This window comes from Streptomyces sp. NPDC031365 (assembly GCF_055569765.1).
The window spans coordinates 83,521-108,498 of record NZ_JBVIIM010000014.1; the positions used below are offsets into that span (position 1 = coordinate 83,521).

Below are 24,978 nucleotides of genomic sequence, written 5' to 3' on the forward strand. Positions count from 1 at the left end.
AGGCGAGGCTCCGTGCGTTCAGCGGGTGTGATGGTGCGCGGGGTTGTGTGCGGGACGGGGCAGGCCCGGCAGTGCGGTGGGCGGACCGGGCTGGGGCGCGGGGCCGCGGGTGGTCAGCTGCGGGGAGCGGGAGCGGGCCGCGTGGGTGCGGGCGCTCAGCGGCCGGCGGGTCATCCCCAGGCGGCGGCCGACCTCGTCGTAGACGTCGTTGCCCGCACGCGGCCGGACCGCGACGACGTGGATCTCGTTCGGGTGCGCGGACTCCGCGGGCGCCGGGCGGACGCCGTAGACGACGCGCCAGTCCTTGCGCGAGTCCACAAACAGCTTTCGATAACCCTCCAGGTCACCGTCGAGGCGTAGCCCGAAGCGCTGCGCGTTCACGACTTCCTGCAGGTAGGCGAGGGTGAGGTCGCGGATATCGCTGGGGGCCTGGAGGAGATCGGTCAGCGCGCGGGGGTCGAAGCTCAGTCCGAAGGCAGGCTGTCCCTGTCCCACGGTCATGACGTCGGCTCGGCGGGCCCGGCGGCTTCCGCCCGGTCCGCCGCCGTCTCCATACGAACGGACGGCGGCGGGCCGGGCAGAAGACGGTGCGCGGGCCGGTCGGGAGAGGTCATGCAGGCCGACAGCGGCCCGCCCGGTGCGCGGATCGCCGCCATGGCGTGGGTGAGGAAGTCCCGGTGCCACACGAACAGGCCGGAGAGTCCGGCTTCGGGGTCCTTGTGCTGCTGGTACGCAAGCCACAGGGCGTGGAGCCAGGCCACGACATCGTCGTGCTCCTGCCACTGCAGACACCAGGGCGCCGCGGTGGTGACCTCCGACCCGTAGACCGGGAGGAAGAAGTCGTCGACCCGGTCCGACAAAGCGTCGAGTTCGTCTTCCCTTTCCTCCCCGTCGAGTTCCAGGATCGGGCGGGGCTCCGGCGGAGCGGCGGCAGGCGGCCCGCCGAGCCCCGGCATGCCGAACGCGGCGAACGGCGATCCGCTCGGCTCCGGGGCGGACGCGAGGTGGTCGAGTTGCTGCGCCTGTTGCGCCGACTGCTCCATGAGCCGTCGGACGCTCGCCTCGATTCCCTCCAGCTGCGGATCGGGAATACGTACCGGCTCCAACCCCCCATCGTCAGATGGTTTTGTGGATTCGGGCATGAAAAGGTTGGCCTCCTACGAGACGCGGAATGTGAGGAAGACGGAAGCGGCGACGCACGGACCGGCCGACGAGTTAGAAGTCCGCTTCGTCGGATTGCCGACTTGGGTGCCGGTCGCCTTGACGGGAAGCGCGCTCGCGGCTCAGACGGTGAGAATCACGTCGTCTTGTGTGAGGGTCTCGCGGATCGTTTCGGTGAGCCGGTCGGCCGCGATCGACGCGTAGTGCTCGGTCTTCTCAACGCCGATGAAGTCCCGGCCTTCCATCAGGGCGGCGACGCCCGTGGAGCCGGAGCCGGCACAGAAGTCGAGCACCGTGCCGCCCTCGGGGCTGATCTTGACCAGCTCGCGCATCACCTCGACGGGCTTCTGCGTGATGTGCTGGCGCTTCGCCCCCGAGGGCTGCGACGCGGAGTACATGCCCGGTAGATAGACCGGGTTCCGGGAGCCGTCGATCGGCCCCTTGCTGGCCCAGACGATGAACTCGCAGTTTTGCGTGAACCTCCCGCGCTGGGGCCTGGCCTGCGGCTTGTGCCAGGCCAGCACCCCACGCCACAGCCACCCGGCCGCCTGGATCGCATCCGTCGTGACGGGAAGCTGACGCCAGTCGGTGAACAGCAGCACGGTGCCGCCGGTGCGGGTGAGGCGGTGGGCTTCGGTCATGATCTGCGTCAGCCAGAACCCGTAGCTGCGCTGGTCCATGTTCTCGCCGGTGAAGTCCGGCAGGGTGTGCTGGGCGTCGGCGGAGGTGTACTTCTGCTTCGCGGAGCGGGTGGTGCGCTCCTTCGCGGTCCTACCGCCCGAGTTGTACGGCGGATCGGTAATGACGGAGTCGACGCAGTCATCCGGAAGGCCGGCGAGAACGCTGAGGGCGTCGCCCTGGTGCAGGGAAAAAGGCAAAGAGGAACCCCTATTCGGGTACGGAATCGCGGAGGGAACTAACCGCCTCGCGCAGGAATCCTCGCGGGCCGGAAGTGGGCATGCAGAAGCCCAGGGCCGCAGACCGAGGAGAGCGAGGGGGAGTCCAAAAACTGTAGAGGCGAATCCGCCGACGACCAAGAAGTGCGTTGCTGAGGTGCCGGATTCCGGCACCTCACGCCAACTTTTTGGTCAACCGCCGATCCGCGCCTACTGTTTTTGAACCGCCCGGCGCACACCGCCGCTGGCTACTTCCCGCCACGCCTCACGGAGGTACCCCCTGCCCCGGCACACCTAGCTCACGGCCCGGCCACGCGGAGCGAGCGGCAACTCGCCCGCACCGGCCCGTCCCGATCGCCCACCCCGGCCGCCGCGCCCTTCCACCACGCCTCGCGCACGCGGCAGCCCGGACACCGCACCCCGAAGGACACGCTCATGACGTCTCGCTACCCACCCATGCCCGAAAACGCTGACCCGCGAGCGGTCCGCTCCGGTTGAAGTGGCTCGCCGCCGGCATCGGCGTCGTCTTCCTCTCCCCGATCCTGATCGCCGGCACCGGCATGATGCTGGCCACCTCCGCCGACGCCGTGCAGAGCAGCGGCTCCTTCAGCAGCTGCCTGACCGACCTCGACACCGACAAGATCGCCGAGCAGGTCACCAAGATCCTCGACGGCGCGTCCGGCAAGAACGTCCACATCGAGGGCTTGGACCTGCCGGCCGAGCAGGTCCCCAACGCCCAGACGATCGTGGCCGCCGGCCTCTCGCTCGAAGTCCCCAAGAAGGGACAGATCGTCGCGCTCGCCACGGCGATGCAGGAAAGCCGGCTGCGCAACCTCAACTACGGCGACCGCGACTCCCTCGGCCTGTTCCAGCAGCGTCCCTCCCAGGGCTGGGGCAGCGCCCAGCAGATCCGCGACCCGGTCTACGCGAGCGAGCAGTTCTACAAGCACTTGCTCAAGGTGAGCGGCTGGCAGCAGATGACCGTCACCCAGGCCGCCCAAGCCGTGCAGAAGTCCGGGCTGCCGGACGCGTACGCGCAGTGGGAGAACCTGGCCACCGCGCTGCAGGAGGCCATTGCCAAGACCTTCCCGGGCGGCGGCAAGGACGCGGACCAGGGCAAGCAACCGTCGACTGGCAGGAGCGGCTGTACTCCGGGCCAGTACGGTTCCGGCTTCGGCCGCATCCCCGAGGGAAGCGTGCCGAAGGGCTACTCGATCCCCAAGGACGCCGATCCGAAGGCGCGCAAGGCAATCGAGTGGGCGATGCACCAGCTCGGCACGCTCTACCAGTGGGGCGGCTCCTGCACGAACTCGCATGGTCCTGACCCCATGGGCCGCTGCGACTGCTCCAGCCTGATGCAGCAGGCGTACGCGCATGCCGGCGTCACGCTCACCCGCACCACGTACACGCAGGTCAACGAGGGCAAGGCGGTCTCGTCCTCCCAACTTGAGCCCGGTGACCTGATTTTCAGCCGGGGCACCGCCGCACGGCCCGAGCACGTCGGCATGTACATGGGCGAGGGCCTCGTGATCGAGGCGCCGCGCACCACCAGGCCGGTCCGGATCACCCCGATCAAGGACTGGACGATCCTCGCCGCTCGCCGCGTCATCTGACCCCGGTCAGCCCGCAGGCCCGCGAGCCGCCGTCACCAGGACCTCGCCGGTGGTGCCCGATAGCTGGGCTCTGTGGCCAACTCCCCATCTCCCTCAATCGCTTCGCCCGACGGCCGCCCAGCAGGACGAGCCGACGGCCCACTCCCTGTCCCCCAACACCCCGGAGCATCCACGTGACAATCCACTCCCGCGTCCGGCGCGCCCTCGCGGCCAGCTTGATCGGCCTCGCAGTTGCGGCCGGCGGCCTCGCCAGCGCCTCCACAGCCCAGGCGTACGACACCGGCCGCACGACGATCTCGTGCAAGGCGGTCAAGGTCCGCAAGGATCCTTCGAAGAAGTCCACCGTCGTGGGCATCGCCTACCGGCACGACAAGGTCGCCTATGACCAGTTCGCGTACAAGCGCGCCGAGAAGACCTGGTACACCCGCGGCACGGTGACCCGGAAGTCCGACGGCAAGAAGATCCGCGGATACATGATCTACGACTGCGCCAACCCGTACGAGTCGAACCCGGCGCCGAAGCCGTCGATCCCGAAGTAGAACGCCCCGGCAGCCCTCCCTGGCCCCGAGCCGAAACAGCGGCTTCGAAGCTGCGCCCCGGCCCGAGGAGTGACCTCCCCCCGCCTTCGCCCGACGCCGCTCCGGGCGGGGCGCCGCCGCGGCCACTTCCGCGCCCCGAGCGCACCTCCCCCTCCGCTTTCCCTCCCCTCCCCGTCGGCCCTCGCCTGGCCCGCGTATGCAAGGAGCCCCGCCACACCTATGTCCGTCCCTCTCGCAGACCGCGTCATCCAGCTCGCCTACGACCCAGGAATCTCACCCAAGGGCGGCGGGTTGCCCGGCCTGAGTGTGCTGAAGAACGTCGTCAACAGCATCAACATGTTCGGGATCATCGCCGTCGTCGGCGCCCTCGCCGTCTCGCTCGGCGTATGGGCCTGGGGGCACCACACCGGTGGCCACCAGGCCGAGGCCAACGGAAAGAAGGGCGCGGTCGTAGCCGCCGGCGCCGCCCTCGGTCTGGGTGCCGCGAACGGAATCGTGGCCTTCTTCTCCGGCCTGGGGTCTCAGGTCCACTGATGCGGAACCGATTCCCTTCCTTCTCGCTGTCCTCGTACGGAACGGGCTGGTCGGCCAATCGGCGCATCGCGATCGTCGCCTCCGCCGTCGCCGTCCTGCTCGCCATCGCCGGGATCGTCGCCCTGCTCACCGGCGGCGGCAACAGCCACCAGGCCCCGGACAGCGCCGCGCCCGCCCCGACTGGCAGCCCGTCCTCCTCCGAGGCCGCCCCCAAACCTTCCTCCGGATCCGGGTCAGTGCCCAAGCCCCCGCAGATCGCCGACCCGGTCGCCTACGCCAAGGCGGCTGCCCAGATGCTGTGGTCCTACGACACCCGCGACACCAGCCGCGACCAGCAGCTCGCCGGCATGCGCGCCTGGATGACCGCGGAGCCCAAGTACGCCGACTGGGCCTCGGTCTCCGGCCAGGTGCCCGATCCGGTGCTGTGGTCACGGATGGCCGACCAGGACCAGCACGCCACCGCCAGCGTCACCGAGGGCCACTACCCCTCCGCGTTCAAGGCGGCCCTGGCCGACGACCCGTCCGCGATCACCGAGGCGTACATCTACGTCGTCACCGTCAACGGCAAGCAGACGCTCAGCTGGAAGAAGGGCGGCGGCGGAGCCGAGGAGAGGGCAGTGACCCTCGCTGTGCAGTGCCGCCCGAACCACGACTGCACCCTGGCCGCGATCGCACCGAGCGTCACGCAGTGACCCGCGCCTGAGACAAGAAAGGAGGAGTAACTCCTCGTGGGTTTCTGTGATTTTCCCTTGGCGGACAAGCTGTGCGCCGTCGGTGACGCGGTGGATTTCGCCTCGGACCCCGGCAAGGCCATCGGTGACTGGATGGCGAAGTCCGCCGGTGAACTGGCAGCCGCCGCAGCCGATTTGGCCGCCGAGGCCGTCAACACCACCACGAAGGTGGACCTGAACGCCGGATGGTTCGTCGACAACTACGAGATGTTGCTGCCACTGGGCCTGGTCCTGCTGGTCGCGACGTTCTGCGCGCAGTTGGTCCGGGCAGCCATCCGGCGCGACGGACAAGCGCTGGCACAGGCGTTCACCGGCACCATGAGCGGCGTCCTGTTCGCCTTCTGTGCCATCGCCTTCACCACAGTCGCCGTCGAAGTGGTCGACGCCGTCAGCGACGGCCTGTTCAAGACCGCGCACCTGAACATCGAGTCGGCCGTGCGCCGCATCGTGAAGGTCAACCAGATCGGCGGCCTGTCCGGCCTGGGCTGGCTCGTGCCAGTCGTCGCCGGCCTCGGCGCAGCCATCGGCGCCTTCCTCTACTGGTGCGTGATGATGGTCCGCAAGGTCGGCATCCTCGTCATGGTCACGCTGGCCGTCTTCGCTTCCGCCGGCGGCGGCTGGGAGGTCGCCCGGCGCTGGCGCAAGGGCTGGATCGAAGCCACCGCCACCCTCGTGGTCTCCAAGCTGCTGATGACCGTGATCTTCGTGCTTGGGATCGCCGCCATGGGCAAAACCGAGGCCAAGGACGGCATCGCTGCTCTGGCCGACGTCATGTCCGGCATCGTGATCATGGTCTTGGTGTTGCTCTGCCCGTACGCGGTCTTCAAGTTCGTCCACTGGGCAGCCGACGGCACCGACGGCGAGTCCATCCACCGCGCCGGCGGCGCGGGAGCGCAGATGGCCAAGGCGCATGCCGAGAAGGCCGCCCGCAAGGCCGCCGCAGCTGCAGCTACCGCCGGAACCGGTGGCGCTGCCGCCGGAGCAGGCGCCGCGCCGCAAGGCCCCGACGCCGGCGGGGGCGGCTTCCCCGGCGACGTCGCCGCCAACCCGACCGGCGGAGGCGGAGAGGGCAACGAAGGTTCGCAAAGCGGCGGAACGGGCGTCTCGCCCGGTGCCGATGCCGTCAAGTCCGGTCTGGAGAAGGCCGTCCAGCCCGCGCCGACGAGCGTGTCCGACGACACCAGCAGCCAGGTGGGCGGCAGCCCGGGGCCGGGCGGATCTGGCGCGAATGCCGCGTCCGGCCAGGGCGGCGGATGGCAGTCCGCTCCGCCGACCACGACTCCGCCGCCGCAGGGCGCACCCCCGTCCTCCGGCTCACAGAACGCCACGTCGAGCGGGTCGGCCTCACCGCCGCCGCCTCCGACCGGCCTCTGATCCCCTGCCCGCCTTCCGGGGGCGGGACGTGCACTGCACCTCCCGCCCCCGGGTTCCACCCGCGCCTCCAGGACCCGCCCCTTGACTGATCTCTCCGTCGCCCCGGTCACGGTGAAGTTCCCGCACCGGTCCCGCCGCGGCATCCTCCTCGGCCTCTCCCTGCCTCAACTCATTCTCGTTTCCTGCACGTTGGCGGTGCTGCTGATGACGGTGGTCTCCACCGGACTGCTCGGCGCCGTCGCCCTGGCCCCGCTGTGGGCAGCTTCCGGTGCCCTCGTCGCGATCCGCCGGCACGGCCGCTCCCTCATCGACTGGGCACCGATCGTCACCCGCTACGCACACCGCCGCCGGACCGGCCAGACCCTCTGGCTCGCCCGGCCCGTCACCCGGCCCCGGCAGGACGGCGTCCTCCACCTGCCCGGCACCACCGCCTCCCTCAAGGTGGTCACCCCCGGCGACTCCGCCAACGGCGCCGCGGCCGTCCACGACCCGCACCAGCAGACCCTGACCGCCATCGCCCGCGTCAGCAGCCGCGCCTTCGCCCTCCTCGACCCCGCCACCCAGAACCACAACGTGAGCAGCTGGGGACGCGCGCTCGCAGGCATCGCCCGCACCGGTCATATCGCCACCGTGCAGGTGCTGGAGCGCACCGTCCCCGACAGCGGCGACACCCTCACCCGCCACTGGACCCAGAACGGGCAGCCCCAGGCCCCCGTCGCCGGACAGATCTACTCCGAACTGGTCTCCTCGGCCGGCCCCGCCGCAGCCCCGCACGAGACCTACCTCGCCATCTCTCTCGACCTCAAAGCCGCCCGGCGCCTGATCAGCCAGGCCGGCGGAGGCTTGCCCGGGGCGTTCACCGTCATGGAGCAGACCACCGCCTCCATCGCCCAGGCCGCCCGCAACGCCGGACTCCAGGTCACCGGGTGGCTGACCTCGCGGGAGATCGCCGCCGTCATCCGCACCGCCTACGATCCCAAGGCCCTCGCGGCCCTCCAGCAGTGGTCCGAGACCGGCCGCGCCGAGGCCGACCCCGCAGCCGCCGGGCCTGTCGTCCAGTTCGAGGAGTACGACCGGCTCGCCACCGACAGCGCACGGCACGCGACGTACTGGGTGGAGAACTGGCCGCGAACCGAGATGGGGGCCGGGTTCCTGCACGGGATCATGTTCACGGCCGGAGTGCGGCGCAGCCTGTCCCTTATATACGTGCCGCAGGGGCTCGAGTCTGCACTGCGGGACGTCCAGAGGAAGAAGGCGGCGATCATCGCCGACGCCAACGAACGGGCCCGCCGGGGGCAGGTCGACAGCGAGGAAGACTCCGTCGAGTATGCCGACGTCAAGCAGCGTGAGCGCCAGCTCATCGCCGGGCACGCGGACGTGGCCCTGACCGGCCTTGTCACCGTCACCGCCGAGACCGACGCCCTCCTGGACGCCGCCTGCGCGCAGATCGAGACCCACGCCGTCACCTCGGGCGTCGACCTCCGCAGGCTCAACTACCAGCAGCCGGACGCCTTCACCCTCACCGCGCTCCCGCTCGCCCGGACAGCCCCGTGAGCCGGCCCCGCCGGCCAGCACCCCGGCCCGCTGCTCTTCGCTCACCCGCGGCGGATCACCCGTCGCCGCCCCTGCCTCCCGGCAGGAAGGACCACCACCTTTGACCTCTCGCACACCTCCGGACGACGCGCACCCCTACCTCCGCGCCGCGAGCGCCGGAGTCCGCCACCACACCCGGGCCCTTGCCTCGTCGGACGCGACCCCGCCCCGGCCGGCGGACCGCCTGCACCTTGACGTGCTCCACGCCCACCTCACCGCCCTGCACCAACTCCTGGACCGCCTCGCCGAAACCACCCGTCCGCCACACCCCGCCGCCGGCCGCCACTTCGCCACCGCGCACGCCCGCCTCTGGCAGGCCACCAGCGAGGTCCACTCCGCCTTCCACCTGCTGCCCAACAACACAGCAGCAGAAGCCGAGTCGAGCGCATGCCATCCAGAGCGGCTGCCCGAGGGACCGCCCGTGCTCACGATCTGCCAGCGCCACCTCGCCGCCGGACACATCATCCGCCGCAAGACCACCCCCACCGACCTCCGCCCGCACACCACGGCCTGCGTGCGATGAGCACCACCCGCAGAAACGAGGGCCACCGATGAGCCACCGGCCCGCCCGTCGCGCACGCCGCGCGTCCGCCAGCCCGCTCTTCACCCCCCACGGCACCGACCGCGCCAGCCGCAAGGCCGCCCGTCGCCAACTCGCCGAGGCCACCGCCAAGGCCCGCGCGGAAGCCAGCGCCCACCAGACCGAGAGCACATCCGCCGAGCGCGAGATGCCCGCCGCGCTCTACCCACCGAGCGGACGTCCCGGACCCGCCTCCGCGCGTAATAACCGGCTGAAGCTGCCCGCCCACCGCATGACGACGGCCGTGGCCGCCGGCGCATACCCCTTCCTGGCCGAAGGCGGACTCGGCGCCCGGGGCATCTACATTGGGCGCGACGTCCACGCGGAAGCGTCCTTTGTCTTCGATCCGTTCGCGCTGTACGGCAAGGTCGAGGGATTCACCAACCCGAACCTCTTGCTCGCCGGGGTGATCGGCCAGGGCAAGAGCGCGCTCGCCAAGAGCTTCGCGCTGCGTTCGGTGGCCTTCGGATACCGCGTCTACGTCCCGTGTGACCCGAAGGGCGAGTGGACGCCGGTGGCGGAGGCCCTCGGCGGCCGGTCCGTCGCTCTCGGCCCCGGACTGCCCGGCCGGCTGAACCCTCTGGACGCGGCCCCGCGCCCTGAGAGCGTCTCCGAGGCCGACTGGGTCGGCGAGATCCGCAAACGACGCCTGCTCCTGCTCGGTTCCCTGGCCCGGACCGTCCTGGGCCGGGACCTGATGCCCATGGAGCACACCGCCCTGGACGTCGCCCTGGACGCCGTCGTCACCCGCGCCGTCGACACCGGCCGCACCCCGCTCCTCGGCGACGTCGCCGCCACCCTCAACAATCCGAGTGCGCTCAACGAGGCCGCCGGGATGATGTCGGGCCAACTCGGCGACGCCGCCCGCGACCTGGCCCACGCGATGCGCCGCCTCGTCCACGGTGACTTGGCCGGCATGTTCGACGCCCCCTCCACCGTCGCCTTCGACCCGAACGCGCCGATGCTCACCATCGACCTGTCCCGGCTGGGCGGCTCCGGCGACGACACCGCCCTCGTTCTGGCGATGACCTGCGCGAGTGCCTGGATGGAGTCCGCCCTCTCCGATCCGTCCGGTGGCCGGCGCTGGATCGTGTACGACGAGGCGTGGCGATTGATGAGGCACGTCGGCCTGCTGCAGCGCATGCAGGCCCAGTGGAAGCTGAGCCGCGGCCTCGGCATCGCGAACCTCATGGTGATCCACCGGCTCAGCGACTTGCTCACCGCCGGCGACGCCGGATCGCAGGGCCGGGCTCTGGCCGAAGGACTCCTCGCGGACTGCTCCACCCGCATCATTTACCGCCAGGAAACCGACCAACTCCATGCCGCAGCCTCGCTGCTCGGCCTGACGTCCGTCGAAATGGACGCCATCGCCCACCTCAACCGAGGGCGTGGCCTGTGGAAAGTCGCCGGACGATCTTTCATCGTGCAGCACCTTCTGCACGCGCACGAGCTGGCGCTCTTCGACACCGACGCTCGCATGCACTGAAACGCAAGAGGCTCATGAATTCCGATGCCCAGCGCGAACTGATACCTCGCGACGCCACCCTCCACCTTATCGGCGCGCTCGACGACATGAAGGCCAAACTCCTCGACGCCGCCGAGCAGTGGCAGCTGCTGGACGAGACCGGTCATGTGCCGGCCACGCCGTCCTACGCCAATCTGCTCCAGCATGCCGCCGACGCGCAGGCCCTCTCCCGCGACGTCGTCCGCATGACTGCCGAATTCGCCCGGACGGCCCACAGCACGAACCGCGCCTGCAGCGCCGTACTCGCCCACCTCGCGGCGGCGGCCACCACGTCGAGCCACGCGGCCCCGTACTTCGCCGAGACAGCGGAGAGGGCCCTTTCCCTGCCCCGGTCCTCCAGCCCGACCGACCGGCACCACCGGGATAACCGCATGGTCATCGACCACGCCACGGCGCGCGCCTATCTGCGGCGCACGTCCCAATCGCTCCGCGACGCGGTCAAGGAACTCGACGCCCACCTCGACTTCCACCGCTTCTTCCCCACGCCTTCCCGGCGGGAGAGCCCGGCGCCCCCGCCGCCCCGGCCGAGCGCACGCCACCGGTAGCGCGCACCGAAGCATCCACGTCGGCATCACCCTCTCAAGGAGTCCCCTGAACCGCCCCGCCCATTTCAGCGACGCCGACTGGGCCGAGTACCAGCAGTGCCAGGCCGAGCACGACGACCTCATGGCGCAGGTCGCCGAGCGCGAAGCCCAGTTGGAACACGGCTTGATCAACGCCTACGACGAGTACGAATTCGACTTCACCCCTCTTCCGGAGCCACAGCCCAGTCCCACTCGCCGGACCCCGCCGCTGCACGCACCCTCGCGCGGGAGAAGCCGTGGTCGCTGAGGACAAGAACACCCCGACCGCCTCCCACGCCGACGCCCGCCGCACGTCCGTCGACGCGTCTGCGTTCACGCCGCTCCCCGACCACCGCAACGTGGACACCGCCTGGTCGCAGGAGCTGTGGCGCCGCCACGCGCACATCACCACGCCGCTGCGGCAGCGCGGGCTGGAGTGCGACATCGAGTTCGGCCTCAGCGCGTACATCGTGCGCGTATCACTCCCCGACGACAGTTACCTGATCATCGGCCCGCCGCAGGAGCCCTCCTGCGACCGTCCGCCAGGGGACCCGCAGGGGTGGATCGTGACCCGCCAGCACCCCGACGAGCAGGCGCTGTTCGAAGTGATCTACGACTCGGCTCCCTCCGCCGAGCCCGGTGCCCCTGAGCGGCCCGAAACCCGCCACGGCGGCAACGCCACGCACCTGATCGAGGCGATCGACCAGCGGCTCATCCAACTCGGGCTGCTGCCCGCTGTCTCCTCGTCCACCGCAAGCGCGCTCATGTCCGCAGCCACGCCTGCGCTCCGCGCGCCCAAGACCCCGGCCGTCTCCGACAACGCGGACCGCACCTCCGCCTACGGCGACGCGCTCCTCGCTCTCACCGACCGGCTCAACGCGGCCCGCTCGTACGACGAAGCCGCCCAGCTCCTCGACCAGGTCCTGGAGCCGACGGAGGGACTCCTCGCATCGATCGAAGGACTCTTCGAAGCGGCAGCTATGACGGCCAAGGCATCCGAACGTCACGACGGCTTCGACCTCTACAACCGCTTCCAGCGGGCCGCCGGCACGATGCGCGCCCTCGGTGAAGACCTGCACGTTGCCGCCGACCACATGCGGGCTCTGGCCACCCCGCCGCGCCGGAGCTGGCAGGAAGCCGTGGCCATCAACTACGGCACGGCCCACACCCCGCCCAGCCGCCCGGCACCTACGCCCCCGTCATCCGCACCGTCCTCTGGCCGTACCCGCTGACAACACCTCAGGAGCCCATGCCTCAGCCCCGCACCGACCTGTCCGCCTTCGCCACCGCCCTCGCCGAGCGCCTGCCTGACACATGGACCAGCGAGTATCACCGCCACGCTGCCCACGAGGACCAGTTCCCCACCATCGAACGGCTCTGGGACAGCGGCCACGTCGACTACATCGTCAGCCAGTACGTCCTCGGCCACGACGCCGTCCTCCACGGCCCCGGCAACGAGCAGCTCTACGTCACCGACCGGCCCCTGTACCCGCACCAGTTCCTGGTGGCCCCGCTGGAGCCCAAGGGCTTCAAGCCACACCACTTCCGCTACGTGGACAGCCGAACGGCATCGCCGTCCCCCACGATCCTGTCCGCGCCGCCGCCGCAGTCACGCGCCGCGTGCTGCCCCGCTTCCACGAGGCCCTGGACGCGGTCCACCACAACGCCCGCCTCCAGCCCGAGCCGCCGCACCGTCCTGCCGCACCGGAGGTCGCCCAGACCCTCACACTGATCTGGTACCCGGACGGCGTGGTCGGGGCGCCGTACGCGAGCGTGCCCGCCGAAGCGCGCACCGTGCTGTACGGCTGCTACTTCCAGTACAGCCCGCACGAGTCAGCGTTCGTGCTGCCCGCCTTCTACAGCACCACCGACCGCGCCCTGCTCATCCAGACCGCCGTCCGGCATCTCACCGCCCAGGGCATCGGCGTCGACTTCCGCCACGCCGCCCCGACCGCCGCCCCCGCCCGGCCGGGACGCCCGCTCACGGCAGCACTCGGCGCGCAGCCGCCACCCACGAACTCGCCAACAGCCGCGCGACGGTAGAGCCCCGCCCCCGCATCCTGGAGCTGCTTCTGTCCGATCTTGACCAGCGGATGCTGCTGCACGACGTAGCCGACCGGCTCAACACCGTGGCCGACCACCTCCCGCTCACCAACCAGATCCACCCCGACCCGGGGCTGAGCGAGATCCTGGACGACGAAGTCCGGCAACTCGCCCGCCTGCTGGGCTACCTGGTCGGCGAGAGCGCCTTCCGCCACCGGGCCACCATCCGCTACCCCCACCAGCCCACGGCCACCGACCGCCGCACCACCCTCGCGCTGGCCAGCGCCGCCCAGCCAGTCGGTGCCGCGCTCGCCGTCCTCGGCGCCGCCGTCCACCACCTCGGCCTCCTGGCCCACCTCACCCACGAGCCGCCCACCCCCGCCCGCGACCGGTCGATCGCCACCGCACACCAGGGGCTAGGGGACCGCATCGGTGACGCCCGTACACACCTCGCCCGCGCCGCGAAGCACCTGCGTGCTGCCGCCGACACCCAGGTGACGCCCGCCGTGACCGCGCCGCGCCCGCCCGCCGCTTCCTCTGCCGCATCCCGTAACCGCTGACCCACCCCCTTCCCCGGAGCATCCTCATTCCCTTGCACACCTCCGCCCGCCACACCGCCCTGCTGCTCTCCGCCGCCGTGTCCGTCACACTGACCGCGACCGCCTGCGCTTCTTCCGGCAGCGCCGACGCCCCCGCCACCGCCCGGGCCACGCACACCGCTTCCCCCACGCCGACCTCCGAGCCGGCCCTGACGAAGAAGGCGGCCCTCGCCCAGATCACCCACTATTCCAAGATCAACAATCAGGCCAACGCCGACCGGAACCGCGCCCTGCTCGACACGGTCGAGGACGGCCCGCTGTACGCGATGTCCATCTCTGACTACATAGAGGCCGAGGGGCTTCCCGCGGCAGACCGCAAGCCGTACAAGCCGTGGTCCTACAACTCCGCGAACGCCAAGCTGTACATCCCGCGCCTGGCCGCCGGACAGGACCGCTGGTTCGCCGCCGCGCTTTCGGACCAGAAGGGCAAGGCCCCCTCGCGTCTGACGGTCTTTGCCGAACGACCCCAGCACAAGCGCTGGGAGTTGGTATCCGTCGTCGACCTCGACAGGCAGAAGCTGCCCGACATCGCCCTCGACCGGGATGGGTTCGCGACGGCCGTCGCCGCCGACGGCAACAAGCAGCTGGCAGCCGGTGCCAACCTCCTACGCACCGGCGTGCTCGACAACTTCACCACCGGAGGCGCGAACACCGGGACGAAGGTCTTCGCCCCGACCAAGGCGAGCAAGCGGCAGATCGAGGTCCACGACAAAACCGGCACCCGCTACGGGAACCAGGGCACCACCGTCTTCGCCGGCGCCGCCAACCGATACAAGGACGCCTACGCCCTCAAAACCACCGACGGCGGCGCGTTGATCCTCTTCTCCCACACGCACACCCAGACCGACGCCGTCGCGCACTCCGGCCTGCAGATCAACCCCGGCAAGGACGACCGGGCCTGGCTCCACGACGTGCCCCGCACTCCATCACGTACACGTTCGTATGCAACGACGCCGCCACCGTCCCCGGGAAGGCCGAGCCGTCCCGCCTGATCGGCTACACCTGCGCCCGCACCGACGCCTCCGGCCCCCCGGTCGCCTCCTGGTCCGACCGCGCGTAGACGTGTCCCCTCCCAGGCGCCGCACGCCACCTTGATGGCCGCCGAACGTCCCCTCTCCCTTGCTCAATCTGGAGAACTCCCTGTCCACACGTTCCTTCATTGCCCGCCCCACCGTCGGAACGGGGTACAGCGGCATCCACGTACAGCTCGACGGCGTACCCAGTCACCATCTCCCGCTGCTCCTGGCCGCCTACCAGTACAAGTTCGAACGCGACGTGGAGGCCATGTCCCAGCACCTCATCGACGACGTCGCCGTCGGCTGGGACGAGCTGGGCACCGATCTCCTCGACGGTGCCCCGCCCGCGCTCGTAGCCGCGCTGACCGGCGGCGAGCAGTGGCCCAGCCATACCCTCGACCACCTGATCACCCCGGACGGCTCTCCGCCGGTGCGCATGTCGGTCACCGACGAGACCGCGGACGAGCAGGACATGCAGTGGGGCTACGTCCTGCACAAGCAGGGCATCGAGGTGATCAGCCTCCTCCATGAGGACATCGGCCCCGTCGTGGACTGGGCCACCGACCCGCGCACCGCCTTCAACGACCACCCGGCGGCCTGGTCCTCCCTCGACCCGGCACCGGCTCTCCGGGCATCGCGCAGCACGCCGCCCCCGAGCACACCCGCCGCAGCCCCGGCGAAGGCCGGCACCCCACACCCCGCCACGCGCCGATAGTTTCCCCTCTCGTCTCACCGGAGCCTTCCCTGCCCCCGCACACCATGCCCCTGATCACCGTCGTCATCGCCAGCCGCCTGCGCGAAGACCGGCTCGACTACCTGACCACCATGCACGCCAGCCTTACCCGGCAGTCCGTGCCGTGGGAGGCCGTGATCGCGCTCGACGGGGCCTCACCTGATCGCCTGCCGGCCCCGCTCGCGCAGGATTCCCGCGTCCGCACGCTGGTGCTGCCCCGTCCGGTCGGCGCCGCCTGCGCCCGAAATCTGGCCCTCGCCCACGTCCGCACCCCGTACACCAACTGGGCTGATGACGATGACGAGTTCACCGACGACGCCATGTCCGTGCGGCTGAACGCCCTGGAGTCCACCGGGGTCGGCTGGTGTGCGGGCTGGAGCGAGGACCAGCACTCCGACGGCTCGACCACCCTGTGGCGATGTCCCACACCGCCCGGCCGCCACGAGGCCGGCGACGTGTGGGCGTACTGGAAGTCGCCGGCGGACACCATCCCCATCGGGCCGACCACGATCCTCGCCCGCACCGACCTCGTGCGCGCCGCTCCGATGGGCGGCCTCGTCCAGGGCGAGGACTACTGCGCGGCCCTCGGCGTGACCGCCCTCGCGCCCGGAATCCTGCTACCGGTCCCCGTGTACAGGTATCGCAAATGGGACGGGCAGATGACGGCCCAGGCCGGATACGACCAGCTGGAGGCGGCGGCCCGGGAGCACGCTTGGGCCTACGGCCGCAGCCTGCGCTCCGTCGTGCGCCGCGGTGAGGACCTGGTCCATGGCTGAGGCGCAGATCATCCTGTCGCACAGCCGGGAGTCCGGGATCGTCGCCATCGCCTCGGGCGAGCAGTACCCGTGGGCGCACACCGCCCTCGCGGAGAGCGGATTCCGGCGGGACGACGAGGGCGTCTACCACCTGCCTGCGGACGGCACCGGGACCACCGTGGTCGACCTGGTCAAGTGCGCGAAACGGCACCGCACCAGCGTGCATACGAGCAGCCGGCGCTTCATCGGCGATGCCGCCCGCGACTTCGCGCGCCACCTGCCCGGCCAGTGGCACGCCTCGGTCGAGATCTACTCGCATCCCGCCTGGCAGGAAGACCTGGTGCCCTGGATCTGGGACAGCGGCGAACTCGGCCGTGCCCTCCAGAGCGAGCGGATTCCCTACGCCGCCAAGCTCACCGACGTGGTGCAAGGCACCATGCTGCTGTTCGTCGAGCGCCCCGGCCGTCAACTCGACTATCTGGTTGGCGCCTTCGCTCCGGAAGGGCTCGAAGAGGGCTACGGCGATCCCCACGCTCCGCGCAGTGTCGTCGTGCCCCCGTTCGCCAGCCGGGCGGCCCAGGCCGTCGCCGACCGGTACCTGCCCTCCTACGAGCAGGCCGTCCACGCCCGCCGGACCGCAGCCATCGCCGCCGTACTCAGCGGCATTCGCTCCGAGCACGACACCTGGCAGACCATGGTCGCCTCCGGCCGCTACAGCGACGCCACCCCGCTGAGCGCCGCCGCCCTCGGCTCCGCGACCGAGGAGTTCCTCGACCACGCCTGGCGCCGTTTCCTCACCGTCGTCGACCACGCCCCGACACTGATCGACCGGTGCCGTCCCGCCAGCAGCCCGTGGCCCGACGACGCCGCGACGCTGTCCCGCCTGGCCGACGTCGTGATTGATGCCGAGACCCTGTTGGACGACGTCGTCCAGGGCAGCCCCCTCGCCCCGCAGGAGCGCCGTGCCCGCGCGTGGCCAGCCATCGAGACCTGGCTCACCGACGGCGAGATCTTCTTGCGCCAGGCCCGGGTGAGCGCACCCCACCGCCGACCGGCCCTCCCCCTCGCTGCGGCCCGCCCCGCGCACCGCAGCCACTGAGAGCTCCACCCCCACAACGTGAGGAGAACCCCGCCCCCTTGCAACCCGGCACCCACTTCGTCTTCGGCGACCACGACACGCACGGCTTCGTCGCCTCCTTCTCCGCCTCCATGCCCGCGCACCTCGCCCACTGGTACCTGGAACGCGAGCAGTTCGAGCCCGTTCCCGAAGAACCCGGGCAGTACCGGCTCGGCGAGCCCGAGCGCGACGGCCCCCGCCGCACCCGCCAGGCCGTCCACGATCTGCGCCGCCAGGGCTACACCGTGCAGGCCGACATTCGCCTCGACCCGTCCCTCTCCGCCGGCCCACCACGCCCGGTCCGGCCGAACGGGCTCCAGGAGCGCCGCAGCCGTCTCGCCCAAGCCGCCGCCGGCCGAACGACGCAGCGCGCCACACCGCCCACCACTTCCCCGCCCTCGGCCCGGCCGATCCCGCCGAAGCCCAGCTACGCACCGACCGTCCACCTGACGGCCTCGGGCAGTGGACGGTCCCGATGACGCCCGCGAGCAATCCGACCCCGGACGGCTCCGTCCCGGTGACACCGGAACTCACGGACGGTGCACGCAACTTCCGGCTGCGGATGGCGGTCATCGACCGCGAGAGCGAGGTCGCGCTCGACCTGACATGCGACCGCTACGGCCGCACCGTCCACTCAGACGCCGCGGCAGCCGCTCGCGCCCACCGCAACAGGGCGGCGGTGGAGGCGTACACCACACACCTCGCCCCGCACGCCGACACTCTGCTCGACGCCGCCCGCCGTGCGCTCGACGAGCTGCCACCCGCCCGGCACCTGGCCGGGTGGCGGGCCGTGCTGGACGGCCTGGCCGCCTCCGCCGCCGAGATCCGCCGGGCCCTCGACCGGCCGGTCGCCCCCGGCTCCCCGGCCGAACGCGCTCAGCACTCGGCCCTGTGGCCGCACGTCGTCGCCTGGGCGGATCACAGTTTCATCGCCAGCGACCTCGCCGACCAGAACAAGCACCACCATCACAAGGCCCCGCTGACCGACGAGGAACAGCAGATGTGGACCGAGAGGGCCCTGGTCGCGCAGAGGCGAGGCGAGCTGGAGCTGTCCGAGTCGTGGTACGCCGCCGACGGGCAGCCGATCACCCTCGCCCACCTCATCGAAGACGACGACTCGACGCTGGTCGCGCTGCGAGGCGACCCTGACGCACCGGGCTGGCAGGTGATCGGGCACTACGCCCACGAATACCAGGCAGGGAAGGTACTGCCCGTCCCCGTCCCGCCTGGCGTGCTGCGCGCGGACGTCTCCTGGTTCAACCGCCCAGCGCCGGTCCCGGAGGTGTCGCTGCAGGAACTCATCCGCGACGTCGTCGAAGGCCAGACCGCAGGAGACGCCTCCGAAGCTCTCCTCGGCGCCGTCCAGCGCGGCTACGACGCGGGCCCGATGGTCCGTCTCCAGGAACTCCTGGAGACCAGCGGCCAGTTCGCCAGCGCGCTGGAGACCGTTCAGGGCCGCCAGATCGCCGCCCGTCTCTCGGCGCTGGGCCGGCAGATCGACTTCCTCACCCGCGAAGTCGAGGAGGCGGCCGAGGACCTCGGCGCGACCGTCGCCGTCCTGCCGCCGCACCGCACCCCCGTGCTGCGCGTCCGCCCGCGCCCCGCCGTGGACACCGCACCACCCACGCCGCCGGCCCGCACCAGCACGACCGCCCGCCACCGCTAAGCACCGAGAAAGCACCCGTTGTCCCTGACCGCATCCCCGGCCCCGGCCCCGCGCATCTCCTACGGCGCGGTGCTGGGCAGCCCGTACGTCGCCCGCCTCCTCGGCGGCACCCTCACCGGCCGACTTCCCAACGGCATGGCGCCCGTCGCCATCCTTCTGTGGGCCACCGCGAGCGGCAGCAGCATCGCCTTCGGCGGGCTGCTCAGCGCCCTGTACGGGCTGTCCTCCGCGCTGGCCCAGCCGGTCAAGGGACGCCTCATGGACCGCCACGGCCAGAGCGCGGTGCGCCTTCCGGCCGCCCTGCTCAACTCGGCCCTCCTGGTGGCTCTGCCCCTGGCCGGATCGTACGGCGGACCGGGCCTCGCCACGGCCATCGTCGTCGCCGGCGGCCTGACCACGCCTCCCCTGGAGGCCGGACTCCGGGCGCTGTGGCCGAGCGTGCTGCCACACCCTCGGCTGCGGCACGCCGCGCTCGCGCTCGACACCGGCACGCGAGGCCTGCTGTACATCGTCGGCCCCCTGCTCGTGGCCGCGCTCGCCTCCGCGTACAACCCCGCCGTCGCGCTCGCCGTCACCGCAGCCCTCGGCCTGGCCGGCACCGCCGCGGTCGCCCTCGCTCCGCCGTCGCGACGCTGGCGACCCGAACCGTTCGTGGGGCAGGACGCGGCCCCGGCTCGGCAGTTGGCCACCCCTGCCGCGTTGCTGCTGTTCGTTTCCCTCACCGGCATCGGGTTCGCGATCGAAGCCATGAACGTGTGGTCCATCTCCATGGCCGAGCACCACCACCAGGACATGCTCTCCGGCATCATCCCCGCCACGTTCTCCACCGGCGCCTTCCTCGGCGGCCTCATCTACGGAAGCCGCACCTGGACCGGCACCACCACCAGGCGACTGATCATCGCCACAGCCGCGTTCCTGGCCGGGTGGCTCCCGCTCCTTGCCCTTCCGGCCCCGTATGCGGCCACCGCCGCGGTCACCGTGCCCGGTGCGTTCCTGACCATCGTGGTCGCCTGCGCCTACGTCACCACCGACGCGCTCACCCCCGCAGGCCGCACCAGCGAGGCGTACGCGTGGCTGATCCTCGCGATCGGCGCCGGGCAGTCCGCCGGCACCGCCCTCGCCGGACGCCTCGCCGAGCAGCCTCTCACCAGCGCTGCGCTCCCCGCCGCCGGCGCGGCCTTCGCTCTCACCGTCCTTCTCGCCGCTCGCCGACGTCTCGGCCCCACCGGACACATGCAGTGCGGCCGGCACCGCCGCCCGCTCCGAGGCCGGCACAAGACGCCCTGATCCGGGCGCAACACCCCCACTTTCCAACCCTTTTGAGGAGATCCATTTATGGCCGTCCGTACGCATTGGACAGTGGAGCACGCGTGCTCCCACCAGGTGGTTCATGACCTGTCCGGCCGTCCTGCCGACAAGCGGGCAGGGTTCGCCCGCTGGCTCGCAGCCAAGGACTGCTCTGACTGCTGGAAGGCGGCGCGCGACGCCGACACCAAGTCCAAGGAGGAGTGGCTCGCGGCCAAGCGCACCGCTGAGCAGGAGGCTGCCGTCGCGTGGGCGAAGCAGTTCGACATGCCGCAGTTGGAAGGCCCGGCCAAGGCCCTGGACTGGGGCGAGCGCTCCCGCCACCAACTGATGACGGCCGCGCACACCGCGCTGGTCGTGGAAGGGACCTGGGACGAGGCGGACTGGGCGGAGCTGGAAGAGAAGGCCCGCGCCATCACCCGCGCCGGATGGTGGATCGACCAGCGCGACGCCGAAGGCACCGACGTGCTCGAACTCCTCGACGCTGCAGGCGAGAACGACCGCGGTACGGAGAACCCGTTCCGCTGATCGCGGCGGAACATAGCCGGGAAACGCCGGTTAGCCAAACCGGCGTTCCTCCGGACCATTGTTCCTCCCACCCCGCCACCGATTGCGTGGAAGGAACCGAACCGCATGTCCCAGCCCCCGCCCACCTCGGCCTTCGCGCCGACACCGGACCCGCTCACCCCCGACCGGGACATCACGCACCAGCACTTCCAGGCCGGCGACACCGTCGTCGTCCTCAAGGGGGTGGCCGGCGGTGAACTGTGGGGAGACGCGATGCGCGTCGTCGCCCCGTCCTGGCACACCCCGACCGACGAGGACGGATGGCGGCTGCGTGATGCAACCGGCGGAGCCCAGTCCTACGTCACCGGCCACCCCCGCTACCTCGTGCACCTCTCGCGCCGCTGCCCGGACTGCCTGATCTACCTGCGGGCCATGGAGGACGCGCTCATTCCTCGGTACGCCGGCCGCAACGAGCTGATCGACTGCGGCTGGTACACCACCACCGCCCTCAGCCAGTTGGTGCACATCGCCGACATCCGGGGCGGCCGATGATTCCCCGCCTGCACGAGCGGACCCACACGCCGCACGACCCGCTCGCCGAGGCGCTGGGGCGGCCGGTCTCGCCGAACGAGGGCCTGACGGAGTACACGGTCGTCGCCCACTGGCCTGGCCTGGATTACTTCACCCTGGACGACGAGCAGAAGACCTGGACCGCCGTCCAGTGGGCCGAGCACCTCGAAGACCCGTACCTGGAGCACCCGTTCGCCGCCAGCCCGGACGACGACCGGCGGGCGATCCTCCACCTCGACATCCGGCTTCACCCGGACGACCGCGAGCTGACCGGACCAGAGTGGGCCGAAACAGCCCACCGGCTCGCCCGGGCCGCCGGCATCGAGATTCCCGGCAAGGAGCACGGCTGCCGGTGGATTGCCGTTCAGGCGCAGCCTGGACGCCTCGACTTGATCGCCAACCTGATCCACCTCGACGGCGCGTGGCACGCCCCGCCCGCAGACATCCTGCGGCGGCTCTCGGACGAGGCGCGCCACATCGAGCAGGACCTCCACCTGATCCCCGTCCGCACCGGCCCCACGGCGGGGCTCTCCATCCGGCCGGCGCCCACGGCATCGGCCCAGCTCGCGAGCGTCCTCACGCAGCTCGCCGACGAGCAGGCCGGTCCGCTGGCCACGGTCCGCGGACTCGTCGAGCACACCGCGCACCGGATCGCCCGCCAGCCCGGCGCCGCCGGAACCGACACGGCGCACCGCCTGGAGCTGATCGCCCGCCGCCTCCATGCCATCCAGCAGGACCTGGACAGCACCGCCGCGCAGCTGGTCCAGCTGCGGGTCGCCGCCGTACCGCCCGCCGCCCGGCGCACCGCCCACCGATCGCCGTAGGAGAAACGTTTCTTTGCCCCTTGCCGACCGCTTCCTGGACATCCGCCGTGACCCGCATTCCGACGAACTCCTCGCCCGCGGCGGTGACTCCGAGGCGCACAGCGTCCTGCAGCGCGCGGGTTTCATCGCCGTTGTCCGCGTCCACGAGACCTACCACCGCGCACCCACCGGCCTCACCGAGGACGACGAGTCCGATCTCGCCACCGACGCCGTCGCCCGCCTCCGGGCCGCCGGGTACCACGTCGACTGCGCCCCGGACTTCGACACCGATGCCCGTCCGGCCAGTTACCTGCCGCTGGGCTCCTCCGTAGCCCACATCGCCGAGCGCATACGCGAAGCCACCACCACGGAAGAGGCGGCCGACGCCCTGACCGAGCTGACCGCCGCCCACGACGGCATCCTCGCCGCGCTGGACGGCGTCCTCACCGCCACCGCCGACTCCACGACGGGCTCGGCCAGGCGGCCGACCCCTACATCGCCCGGCGGCTGCGCTACCTCTCCGACGAGCACCTCCACATCATCCGCACCGACCTCGCCGACACCCGCAACACCCTCGCCGACCGGCACGCACCGCACCCCGGCCGCAGCGCCTGCACCCAAGAGGTCCCCGCCACCGAACGCGAACGCTCCGCCGTGTGCGCCTGCCCGCCCCCGCCTCGCACGCTCCCGGCCCCGCCGCCACCGGTGGCCGCCGGACTGCGCCGCTGACCCCCACCTCGCCCAAGGACACCATGCACGACTACGACACCTCCGAGCGCCTCGCCTCGTACGCCGACGTCCTCGCCGGCGAACTCCCCGACACCTGGACCAGCACTCACCTTCCGCCGGAGGCCAAGGACGACCTCACCGAACTGGCCGACCGCATCTGGGACCTGGACCTGGTCGCCGCCTCCCTCGCCGAGCACCCGCTCCGGCAGGCAGCCGTCCTGAGCCGCCCCGACGGCGCCCAGCTCGTCCTTCTGGACCGGCACGACGAACGCGACGGATTCCTCATCGCCGCCGTCGCCCCTCGCGCCCTGCCCGACGAGGCGTACCGCGCCGTCCCCGAGCCCAACGGCATCGCCCTGGCGGACGACCCGTTCCTGAGCGCCGAGCACGTCGCCGGCGACCTGCTCGCCCGCTACGACAGCGCACTCGCCCAGGTCCGGCACAACGCCCTGGGCGGCATCCAGCCCTCCCAGCCGGACCGGGTCGTCCTGACCTGGCAGCCAGACGGCAGCGTCGCCACCGCCCCCGTCGACGACCGTGCCGACGCGATCCTCGTCGCCAACGGCTTTGTCCAGGACCCGCAGAGCGGCACCTACCGCCTCAGCGGCGGCGACACCAGTGCGCAGGCACGCGCCCTGCGCGAGATCGGCCCTCAGCTCGACGCCCTCGGCATCGGCACCGCCCTCCAGCATCCCGCAGGCCGGACCGCGCCCACCTCCGCCCCAGCCTCCATGCCACCCTCCGCGGCAAGCAGCCGTACGTCGACCGCCAGGGCTCGATGAAGCAGACGGAGCCCGAGTTCTGGGTGCTGGAGTACATCACCATCACCAAGGACCCGCGTACCGACCTGGTCGTCGCTATCGGCGGCACCGAGAAGGCGGCGGACATCCTCCAGCGAACCGGCGGCTTCCTCTCCGCGGCTGGGCCTCGCGGGGACTACCACCGGCTTCCGCACGGCCTGCCCGTCGAGCAGCAGCGGCTGAAGGCGACCGCCGCCTCGCACGCCCTGCTCGCCGCCGGTCACAGCGTCCACCTCGACCCCGCTCTGAACGCGCTGGCCACGCCGGACAGCGAACATGACGCGGCCCTGCGCTACCTCGCCCAGCTCGCCGAGCGGGCCTCGGCCGCCAGGACCAGCAGTGCGGTGGCCGAGGTGCTGACCGAGATCGCCGCCCCGGTCAATGGGCTGCTGCCGCTCACCAAGGAAGTGGTCGTCCGGGGCTGGATCGCCGCCAGTGACCTCCAGCAGGCTGCACCCGGCGAGGAACCCGAACCCCTCGTACGGCTCGGGGACACCGCCAGCTCCCTGAGCCAGGCCGCGCACGTGATCCTCCGCGCCCGCAACCACGCCGCCCGCGCTCCGCAACCGGCGGCCCCCACACCGCCGCCGAGCAACGCCCAGCCTTCGGCCTCCCGCCGCCGTTGACCCCGGGGAGAAACACATGGCCAACCTGGCCGACGAATACGGCACGGACGTCGAGATCTAAATCAAGGCGCTGACGACCACGATCCACGCCGACACCCCCACCGGCGCCCCCGCCAAGCTCCACGACCATCTGGAACAGCTCGGCCTCGAACGCCACGAATACCCCACGGGCGCGCCGCTGTACATCTGGCACACCGTGCCCGAACACCTCGATGCCAACGAGCAAAAGCGCCTGGCGACCCGCGCCATCCCCGCCCTACTCCTGGCCGGGTACGAGGTCAACTGCACGCCCGACGTCTTCGACGAAGCCACCTACCGGCAGGCCGTGCACGACATCCGCACCCGTGGAGCCCGCCCTGCCGCGCAGCAGCCGGCACCGGCCAGCTCCCCCTCGCGCCCCGCTCCAGCCCGCCGCACCCCGTAAGGCCACCCGGGCGGGCCCGGCACCACGCCGGGGCCGACCACCGCACCGCCCGATCCCCGGAGAAACCTGTAGCAGCCCGCACACCCCCACCGATCAGCCACCGGCTCAAACCTCGACTCGCGACCGCGCTGTTCCGCCGCTACCTGCGCGCCTGCATCCCGACCGGCCCCGACCGC

General features: G+C 71.4%; 29 protein-coding genes and 1 pseudogene. 26 read left to right on the plus strand and 4 right to left on the minus strand.

Annotated features, from left to right (window positions below):
* Positions 1 to 18: 18 nt before the first annotated feature.
* From ACZ5C2_RS21315 to ACZ5C2_RS21325, 3 genes are all read right to left on the minus strand, one after another.
* The gene (locus tag ACZ5C2_RS21315; RefSeq protein WP_189909653.1) at positions 19 to 501 is read right to left on the minus strand and encodes a hypothetical protein; all 483 of its coding nucleotides are present in this window, start codon (positions 499 to 501) and stop codon (positions 19 to 21) included.
* Positions 498 to 1,043 carry a DUF4913 domain-containing protein gene (locus ACZ5C2_RS21320; protein WP_468793400.1) on the minus strand — a complete coding sequence of 182 codons (546 nt, stop codon included), beginning with the start codon at positions 1,041 to 1,043 and terminating at the stop codon, positions 498 to 500. Before ACZ5C2_RS21320 ends, ACZ5C2_RS21315 begins: the two co-directional genes overlap by 4 nt.
* Positions 1,044 to 1,283: 240 nt before the next feature.
* Positions 1,284 to 2,039, minus strand: coding sequence for a DNA-methyltransferase (locus ACZ5C2_RS21325; protein WP_189909654.1), 756 nt, complete (start codon positions 2,037 to 2,039; stop codon positions 1,284 to 1,286).
* 512 nt (positions 2,040 to 2,551) lie between these two features.
* Here ACZ5C2_RS21325 and ACZ5C2_RS21330 point away from each other — a divergent pair.
* The 9 genes from ACZ5C2_RS21330 (at position 2,552) to ACZ5C2_RS21370 (ending at position 11,091) form a co-directional block, all read left to right on the plus strand.
* Complete coding sequence (locus ACZ5C2_RS21330; protein WP_189909655.1) at positions 2,552 to 3,670, plus strand: C40 family peptidase; 1,119 nt, start codon at positions 2,552 to 2,554, stop codon at positions 3,668 to 3,670.
* A gap of 173 nt (positions 3,671 to 3,843) precedes the next feature.
* Positions 3,844 to 4,209, plus strand: a complete 366-nt coding sequence (locus ACZ5C2_RS21335; protein WP_189909656.1) for an SH3 domain-containing protein — start codon at positions 3,844 to 3,846, stop codon at positions 4,207 to 4,209.
* 219 nt (positions 4,210 to 4,428) lie between these two features.
* Complete coding sequence (locus ACZ5C2_RS21340; RefSeq protein WP_011031268.1) at positions 4,429 to 4,743, plus strand: DUF6112 family protein; 315 nt, start codon at positions 4,429 to 4,431, stop codon at positions 4,741 to 4,743.
* Entirely contained in the window at positions 4,743 to 5,435 is a 693-nt protein-coding gene (locus ACZ5C2_RS21345) for a hypothetical protein (RefSeq protein WP_189909657.1), read from the plus strand. Before ACZ5C2_RS21340 ends, ACZ5C2_RS21345 begins: the two co-directional genes overlap by 1 nt.
* 36 nt (positions 5,436 to 5,471) lie before the next feature.
* On the plus strand, positions 5,472 to 6,848 hold the full coding sequence (locus ACZ5C2_RS21350; RefSeq protein WP_189909658.1) for an SCO6881 family protein: 1,377 nt from the start codon (positions 5,472 to 5,474) through the stop codon (positions 6,846 to 6,848).
* 81 nt (positions 6,849 to 6,929) lie between these two features.
* Positions 6,930 to 8,402, plus strand: coding sequence for an SCO6880 family protein (locus ACZ5C2_RS21355; RefSeq protein WP_189909659.1), 1,473 nt, complete (start codon positions 6,930 to 6,932; stop codon positions 8,400 to 8,402).
* A gap of 100 nt (positions 8,403 to 8,502) precedes the next feature.
* A complete protein-coding gene (locus ACZ5C2_RS21360; RefSeq protein ID WP_189909660.1) occupies positions 8,503 to 8,964 on the plus strand; it encodes a DUF6238 family protein in 462 nt (153 codons plus the stop codon).
* A 28-nt stretch (positions 8,965 to 8,992) separates the two neighbouring features.
* A complete protein-coding gene (locus tag ACZ5C2_RS21365; protein ID WP_468793212.1) occupies positions 8,993 to 10,507 on the plus strand; it encodes a VirB4 family type IV secretion system protein in 1,515 nt (504 codons plus the stop codon).
* Between the two features lie 14 nt (positions 10,508 to 10,521).
* Positions 10,522 to 11,091, plus strand: coding sequence for a hypothetical protein (locus tag ACZ5C2_RS21370; protein ID WP_189909662.1), 570 nt, complete (start codon positions 10,522 to 10,524; stop codon positions 11,089 to 11,091).
* A 34-nt stretch (positions 11,092 to 11,125) separates the two neighbouring features.
* On the opposite strand, the gene ACZ5C2_RS21375 is transcribed toward ACZ5C2_RS21370, so the two are convergent.
* Complete coding sequence (locus ACZ5C2_RS21375; protein ID WP_468793215.1) at positions 11,126 to 11,251, minus strand: hypothetical protein; 126 nt, start codon at positions 11,249 to 11,251, stop codon at positions 11,126 to 11,128.
* Between the two features lie 115 nt (positions 11,252 to 11,366).
* Between ACZ5C2_RS21375 and ACZ5C2_RS21380 the strand changes: the two genes are divergently transcribed.
* The 17 genes and pseudogenes from ACZ5C2_RS21380 to ACZ5C2_RS21460 all read left to right on the plus strand — a co-directional run bounded on the left by ACZ5C2_RS21380 (position 11,367) and on the right by ACZ5C2_RS21460 (position 24,802).
* Positions 11,367 to 12,341, plus strand: a complete 975-nt coding sequence (locus ACZ5C2_RS21380) for a hypothetical protein (protein ID WP_189909663.1) — start codon at positions 11,367 to 11,369, stop codon at positions 12,339 to 12,341.
* A 17-nt stretch (positions 12,342 to 12,358) separates the two neighbouring features.
* The gene (locus tag ACZ5C2_RS21385) at positions 12,359 to 12,841 is read left to right on the plus strand and encodes a hypothetical protein (RefSeq protein WP_189909664.1); all 483 of its coding nucleotides are present in this window, start codon (positions 12,359 to 12,361) and stop codon (positions 12,839 to 12,841) included.
* Positions 12,842 to 12,858: 17 nt separating this feature from the next.
* Positions 12,859 to 13,152, plus strand: a complete 294-nt coding sequence (locus ACZ5C2_RS21390; RefSeq protein ID WP_189909665.1) for a hypothetical protein — start codon at positions 12,859 to 12,861, stop codon at positions 13,150 to 13,152.
* 50 nt (positions 13,153 to 13,202) lie between these two features.
* Positions 13,203 to 13,712: a hypothetical protein gene (locus tag ACZ5C2_RS21395; RefSeq protein ID WP_189909666.1), complete on the plus strand. Its 510-nt coding sequence runs from the start codon at positions 13,203 to 13,205 to the stop codon at positions 13,710 to 13,712.
* Between the two features lie 77 nt (positions 13,713 to 13,789).
* Positions 13,790 to 14,811: pseudogene (locus ACZ5C2_RS21400) on the plus strand (DUF8094 domain-containing protein).
* Between the two features lie 98 nt (positions 14,812 to 14,909).
* Positions 14,910 to 15,482: a hypothetical protein gene (locus ACZ5C2_RS21405; protein WP_266404472.1), complete on the plus strand. Its 573-nt coding sequence runs from the start codon at positions 14,910 to 14,912 to the stop codon at positions 15,480 to 15,482.
* A 50-nt stretch (positions 15,483 to 15,532) separates the two neighbouring features.
* The gene (locus tag ACZ5C2_RS21410) at positions 15,533 to 16,276 is read left to right on the plus strand and encodes a glycosyltransferase family 2 protein (protein WP_189909729.1); all 744 of its coding nucleotides are present in this window, start codon (positions 15,533 to 15,535) and stop codon (positions 16,274 to 16,276) included.
* Positions 16,269 to 17,354: a hypothetical protein gene (locus ACZ5C2_RS21415; protein ID WP_189909667.1), complete on the plus strand. Its 1,086-nt coding sequence runs from the start codon at positions 16,269 to 16,271 to the stop codon at positions 17,352 to 17,354. Before ACZ5C2_RS21410 ends, ACZ5C2_RS21415 begins: the two co-directional genes overlap by 8 nt.
* Before the next feature lie 38 nt (positions 17,355 to 17,392).
* Positions 17,393 to 17,851: a hypothetical protein gene (locus tag ACZ5C2_RS21420; protein ID WP_189909668.1), complete on the plus strand. Its 459-nt coding sequence runs from the start codon at positions 17,393 to 17,395 to the stop codon at positions 17,849 to 17,851.
* A complete protein-coding gene (locus ACZ5C2_RS21425; protein ID WP_189909669.1) occupies positions 17,848 to 19,038 on the plus strand; it encodes a hypothetical protein in 1,191 nt (396 codons plus the stop codon). Before ACZ5C2_RS21420 ends, ACZ5C2_RS21425 begins: the two co-directional genes overlap by 4 nt.
* An 18-nt stretch (positions 19,039 to 19,056) precedes the next feature.
* Positions 19,057 to 20,325 (plus strand): MFS transporter, encoded by a 1,269-nt coding sequence (locus ACZ5C2_RS21430; RefSeq protein ID WP_189909670.1) that lies wholly within the window; start codon positions 19,057 to 19,059, stop codon positions 20,323 to 20,325.
* Positions 20,326 to 20,373: 48 nt separating this feature from the next.
* Complete coding sequence (locus ACZ5C2_RS21435; RefSeq protein WP_189909671.1) at positions 20,374 to 20,871, plus strand: hypothetical protein; 498 nt, start codon at positions 20,374 to 20,376, stop codon at positions 20,869 to 20,871.
* Between the two features lie 105 nt (positions 20,872 to 20,976).
* Complete coding sequence (locus ACZ5C2_RS21440) at positions 20,977 to 21,402, plus strand: hypothetical protein (RefSeq protein ID WP_189909672.1); 426 nt, start codon at positions 20,977 to 20,979, stop codon at positions 21,400 to 21,402.
* Positions 21,399 to 22,244 (plus strand): relaxase/mobilization nuclease, encoded by an 846-nt coding sequence (locus ACZ5C2_RS21445; protein WP_189909673.1) that lies wholly within the window; start codon positions 21,399 to 21,401, stop codon positions 22,242 to 22,244. Before ACZ5C2_RS21440 ends, ACZ5C2_RS21445 begins: the two co-directional genes overlap by 4 nt.
* Before the next feature lie 731 nt (positions 22,245 to 22,975).
* Entirely contained in the window at positions 22,976 to 23,734 is a 759-nt protein-coding gene (locus ACZ5C2_RS21450; RefSeq protein ID WP_189909730.1) for a hypothetical protein, read from the plus strand.
* Positions 23,731 to 24,378 carry a hypothetical protein gene (locus ACZ5C2_RS21455; RefSeq protein WP_189909674.1) on the plus strand — a complete coding sequence of 216 codons (648 nt, stop codon included), beginning with the start codon at positions 23,731 to 23,733 and terminating at the stop codon, positions 24,376 to 24,378. The genes ACZ5C2_RS21450 and ACZ5C2_RS21455 overlap by 4 nt, the downstream gene beginning before the upstream one ends.
* Before the next feature lie 196 nt (positions 24,379 to 24,574).
* Entirely contained in the window at positions 24,575 to 24,802 is a 228-nt protein-coding gene (locus ACZ5C2_RS21460; protein ID WP_466408787.1) for a hypothetical protein, read from the plus strand.
* Positions 24,803 to 24,978 lie beyond the last annotated feature (176 nt).

What these genes read in the sequence shown, in the direction of transcription:
- ACZ5C2_RS21315 (WP_189909653.1), bottom strand. Translation starts at nt 501, where the DNA reads ATGACCGTGGGACAGGGACAGCCTGCCTTCGGACTGAGCTTCGACCCC.
- ACZ5C2_RS21320 (WP_468793400.1), bottom strand. Translation starts at nt 1,043, where the DNA reads ATGGAGCAGTCGGCGCAACAGGCGCAGCAACTCGACCACCTCGCGTCC.
- ACZ5C2_RS21340 (WP_011031268.1), top strand. Translation starts at nt 4,429, where the DNA reads ATGTCCGTCCCTCTCGCAGACCGCGTCATCCAGCTCGCCTACGACCCA.
- ACZ5C2_RS21345 (WP_189909657.1), top strand. Translation starts at nt 4,743, where the DNA reads ATGCGGAACCGATTCCCTTCCTTCTCGCTGTCCTCGTACGGAACGGGC.
- ACZ5C2_RS21365 (WP_468793212.1), top strand. Translation starts at nt 8,993, where the DNA reads ATGAGCCACCGGCCCGCCCGTCGCGCACGCCGCGCGTCCGCCAGCCCG.
- ACZ5C2_RS21370 (WP_189909662.1), top strand. Translation starts at nt 10,522, where the DNA reads ATGAATTCCGATGCCCAGCGCGAACTGATACCTCGCGACGCCACCCTC.
- ACZ5C2_RS21385 (WP_189909664.1), top strand. Translation starts at nt 12,359, where the DNA reads ATGCCTCAGCCCCGCACCGACCTGTCCGCCTTCGCCACCGCCCTCGCC.
- ACZ5C2_RS21395 (WP_189909666.1), top strand. Translation starts at nt 13,203, where the DNA reads ATGCTGCTGCACGACGTAGCCGACCGGCTCAACACCGTGGCCGACCAC.
- ACZ5C2_RS21415 (WP_189909667.1), top strand. Translation starts at nt 16,269, where the DNA reads ATGGCTGAGGCGCAGATCATCCTGTCGCACAGCCGGGAGTCCGGGATC.
- ACZ5C2_RS21425 (WP_189909669.1), top strand. Translation starts at nt 17,848, where the DNA reads ATGACGCCCGCGAGCAATCCGACCCCGGACGGCTCCGTCCCGGTGACA.
- ACZ5C2_RS21435 (WP_189909671.1), top strand. Translation starts at nt 20,374, where the DNA reads ATGGCCGTCCGTACGCATTGGACAGTGGAGCACGCGTGCTCCCACCAG.
- ACZ5C2_RS21440 (WP_189909672.1), top strand. Translation starts at nt 20,977, where the DNA reads ATGTCCCAGCCCCCGCCCACCTCGGCCTTCGCGCCGACACCGGACCCG.
- ACZ5C2_RS21445 (WP_189909673.1), top strand. Translation starts at nt 21,399, where the DNA reads ATGATTCCCCGCCTGCACGAGCGGACCCACACGCCGCACGACCCGCTC.
- ACZ5C2_RS21450 (WP_189909730.1), top strand. Translation starts at nt 22,976, where the DNA reads ATGCACGACTACGACACCTCCGAGCGCCTCGCCTCGTACGCCGACGTC.
- ACZ5C2_RS21455 (WP_189909674.1), top strand. Translation starts at nt 23,731, where the DNA reads ATGAAGCAGACGGAGCCCGAGTTCTGGGTGCTGGAGTACATCACCATC.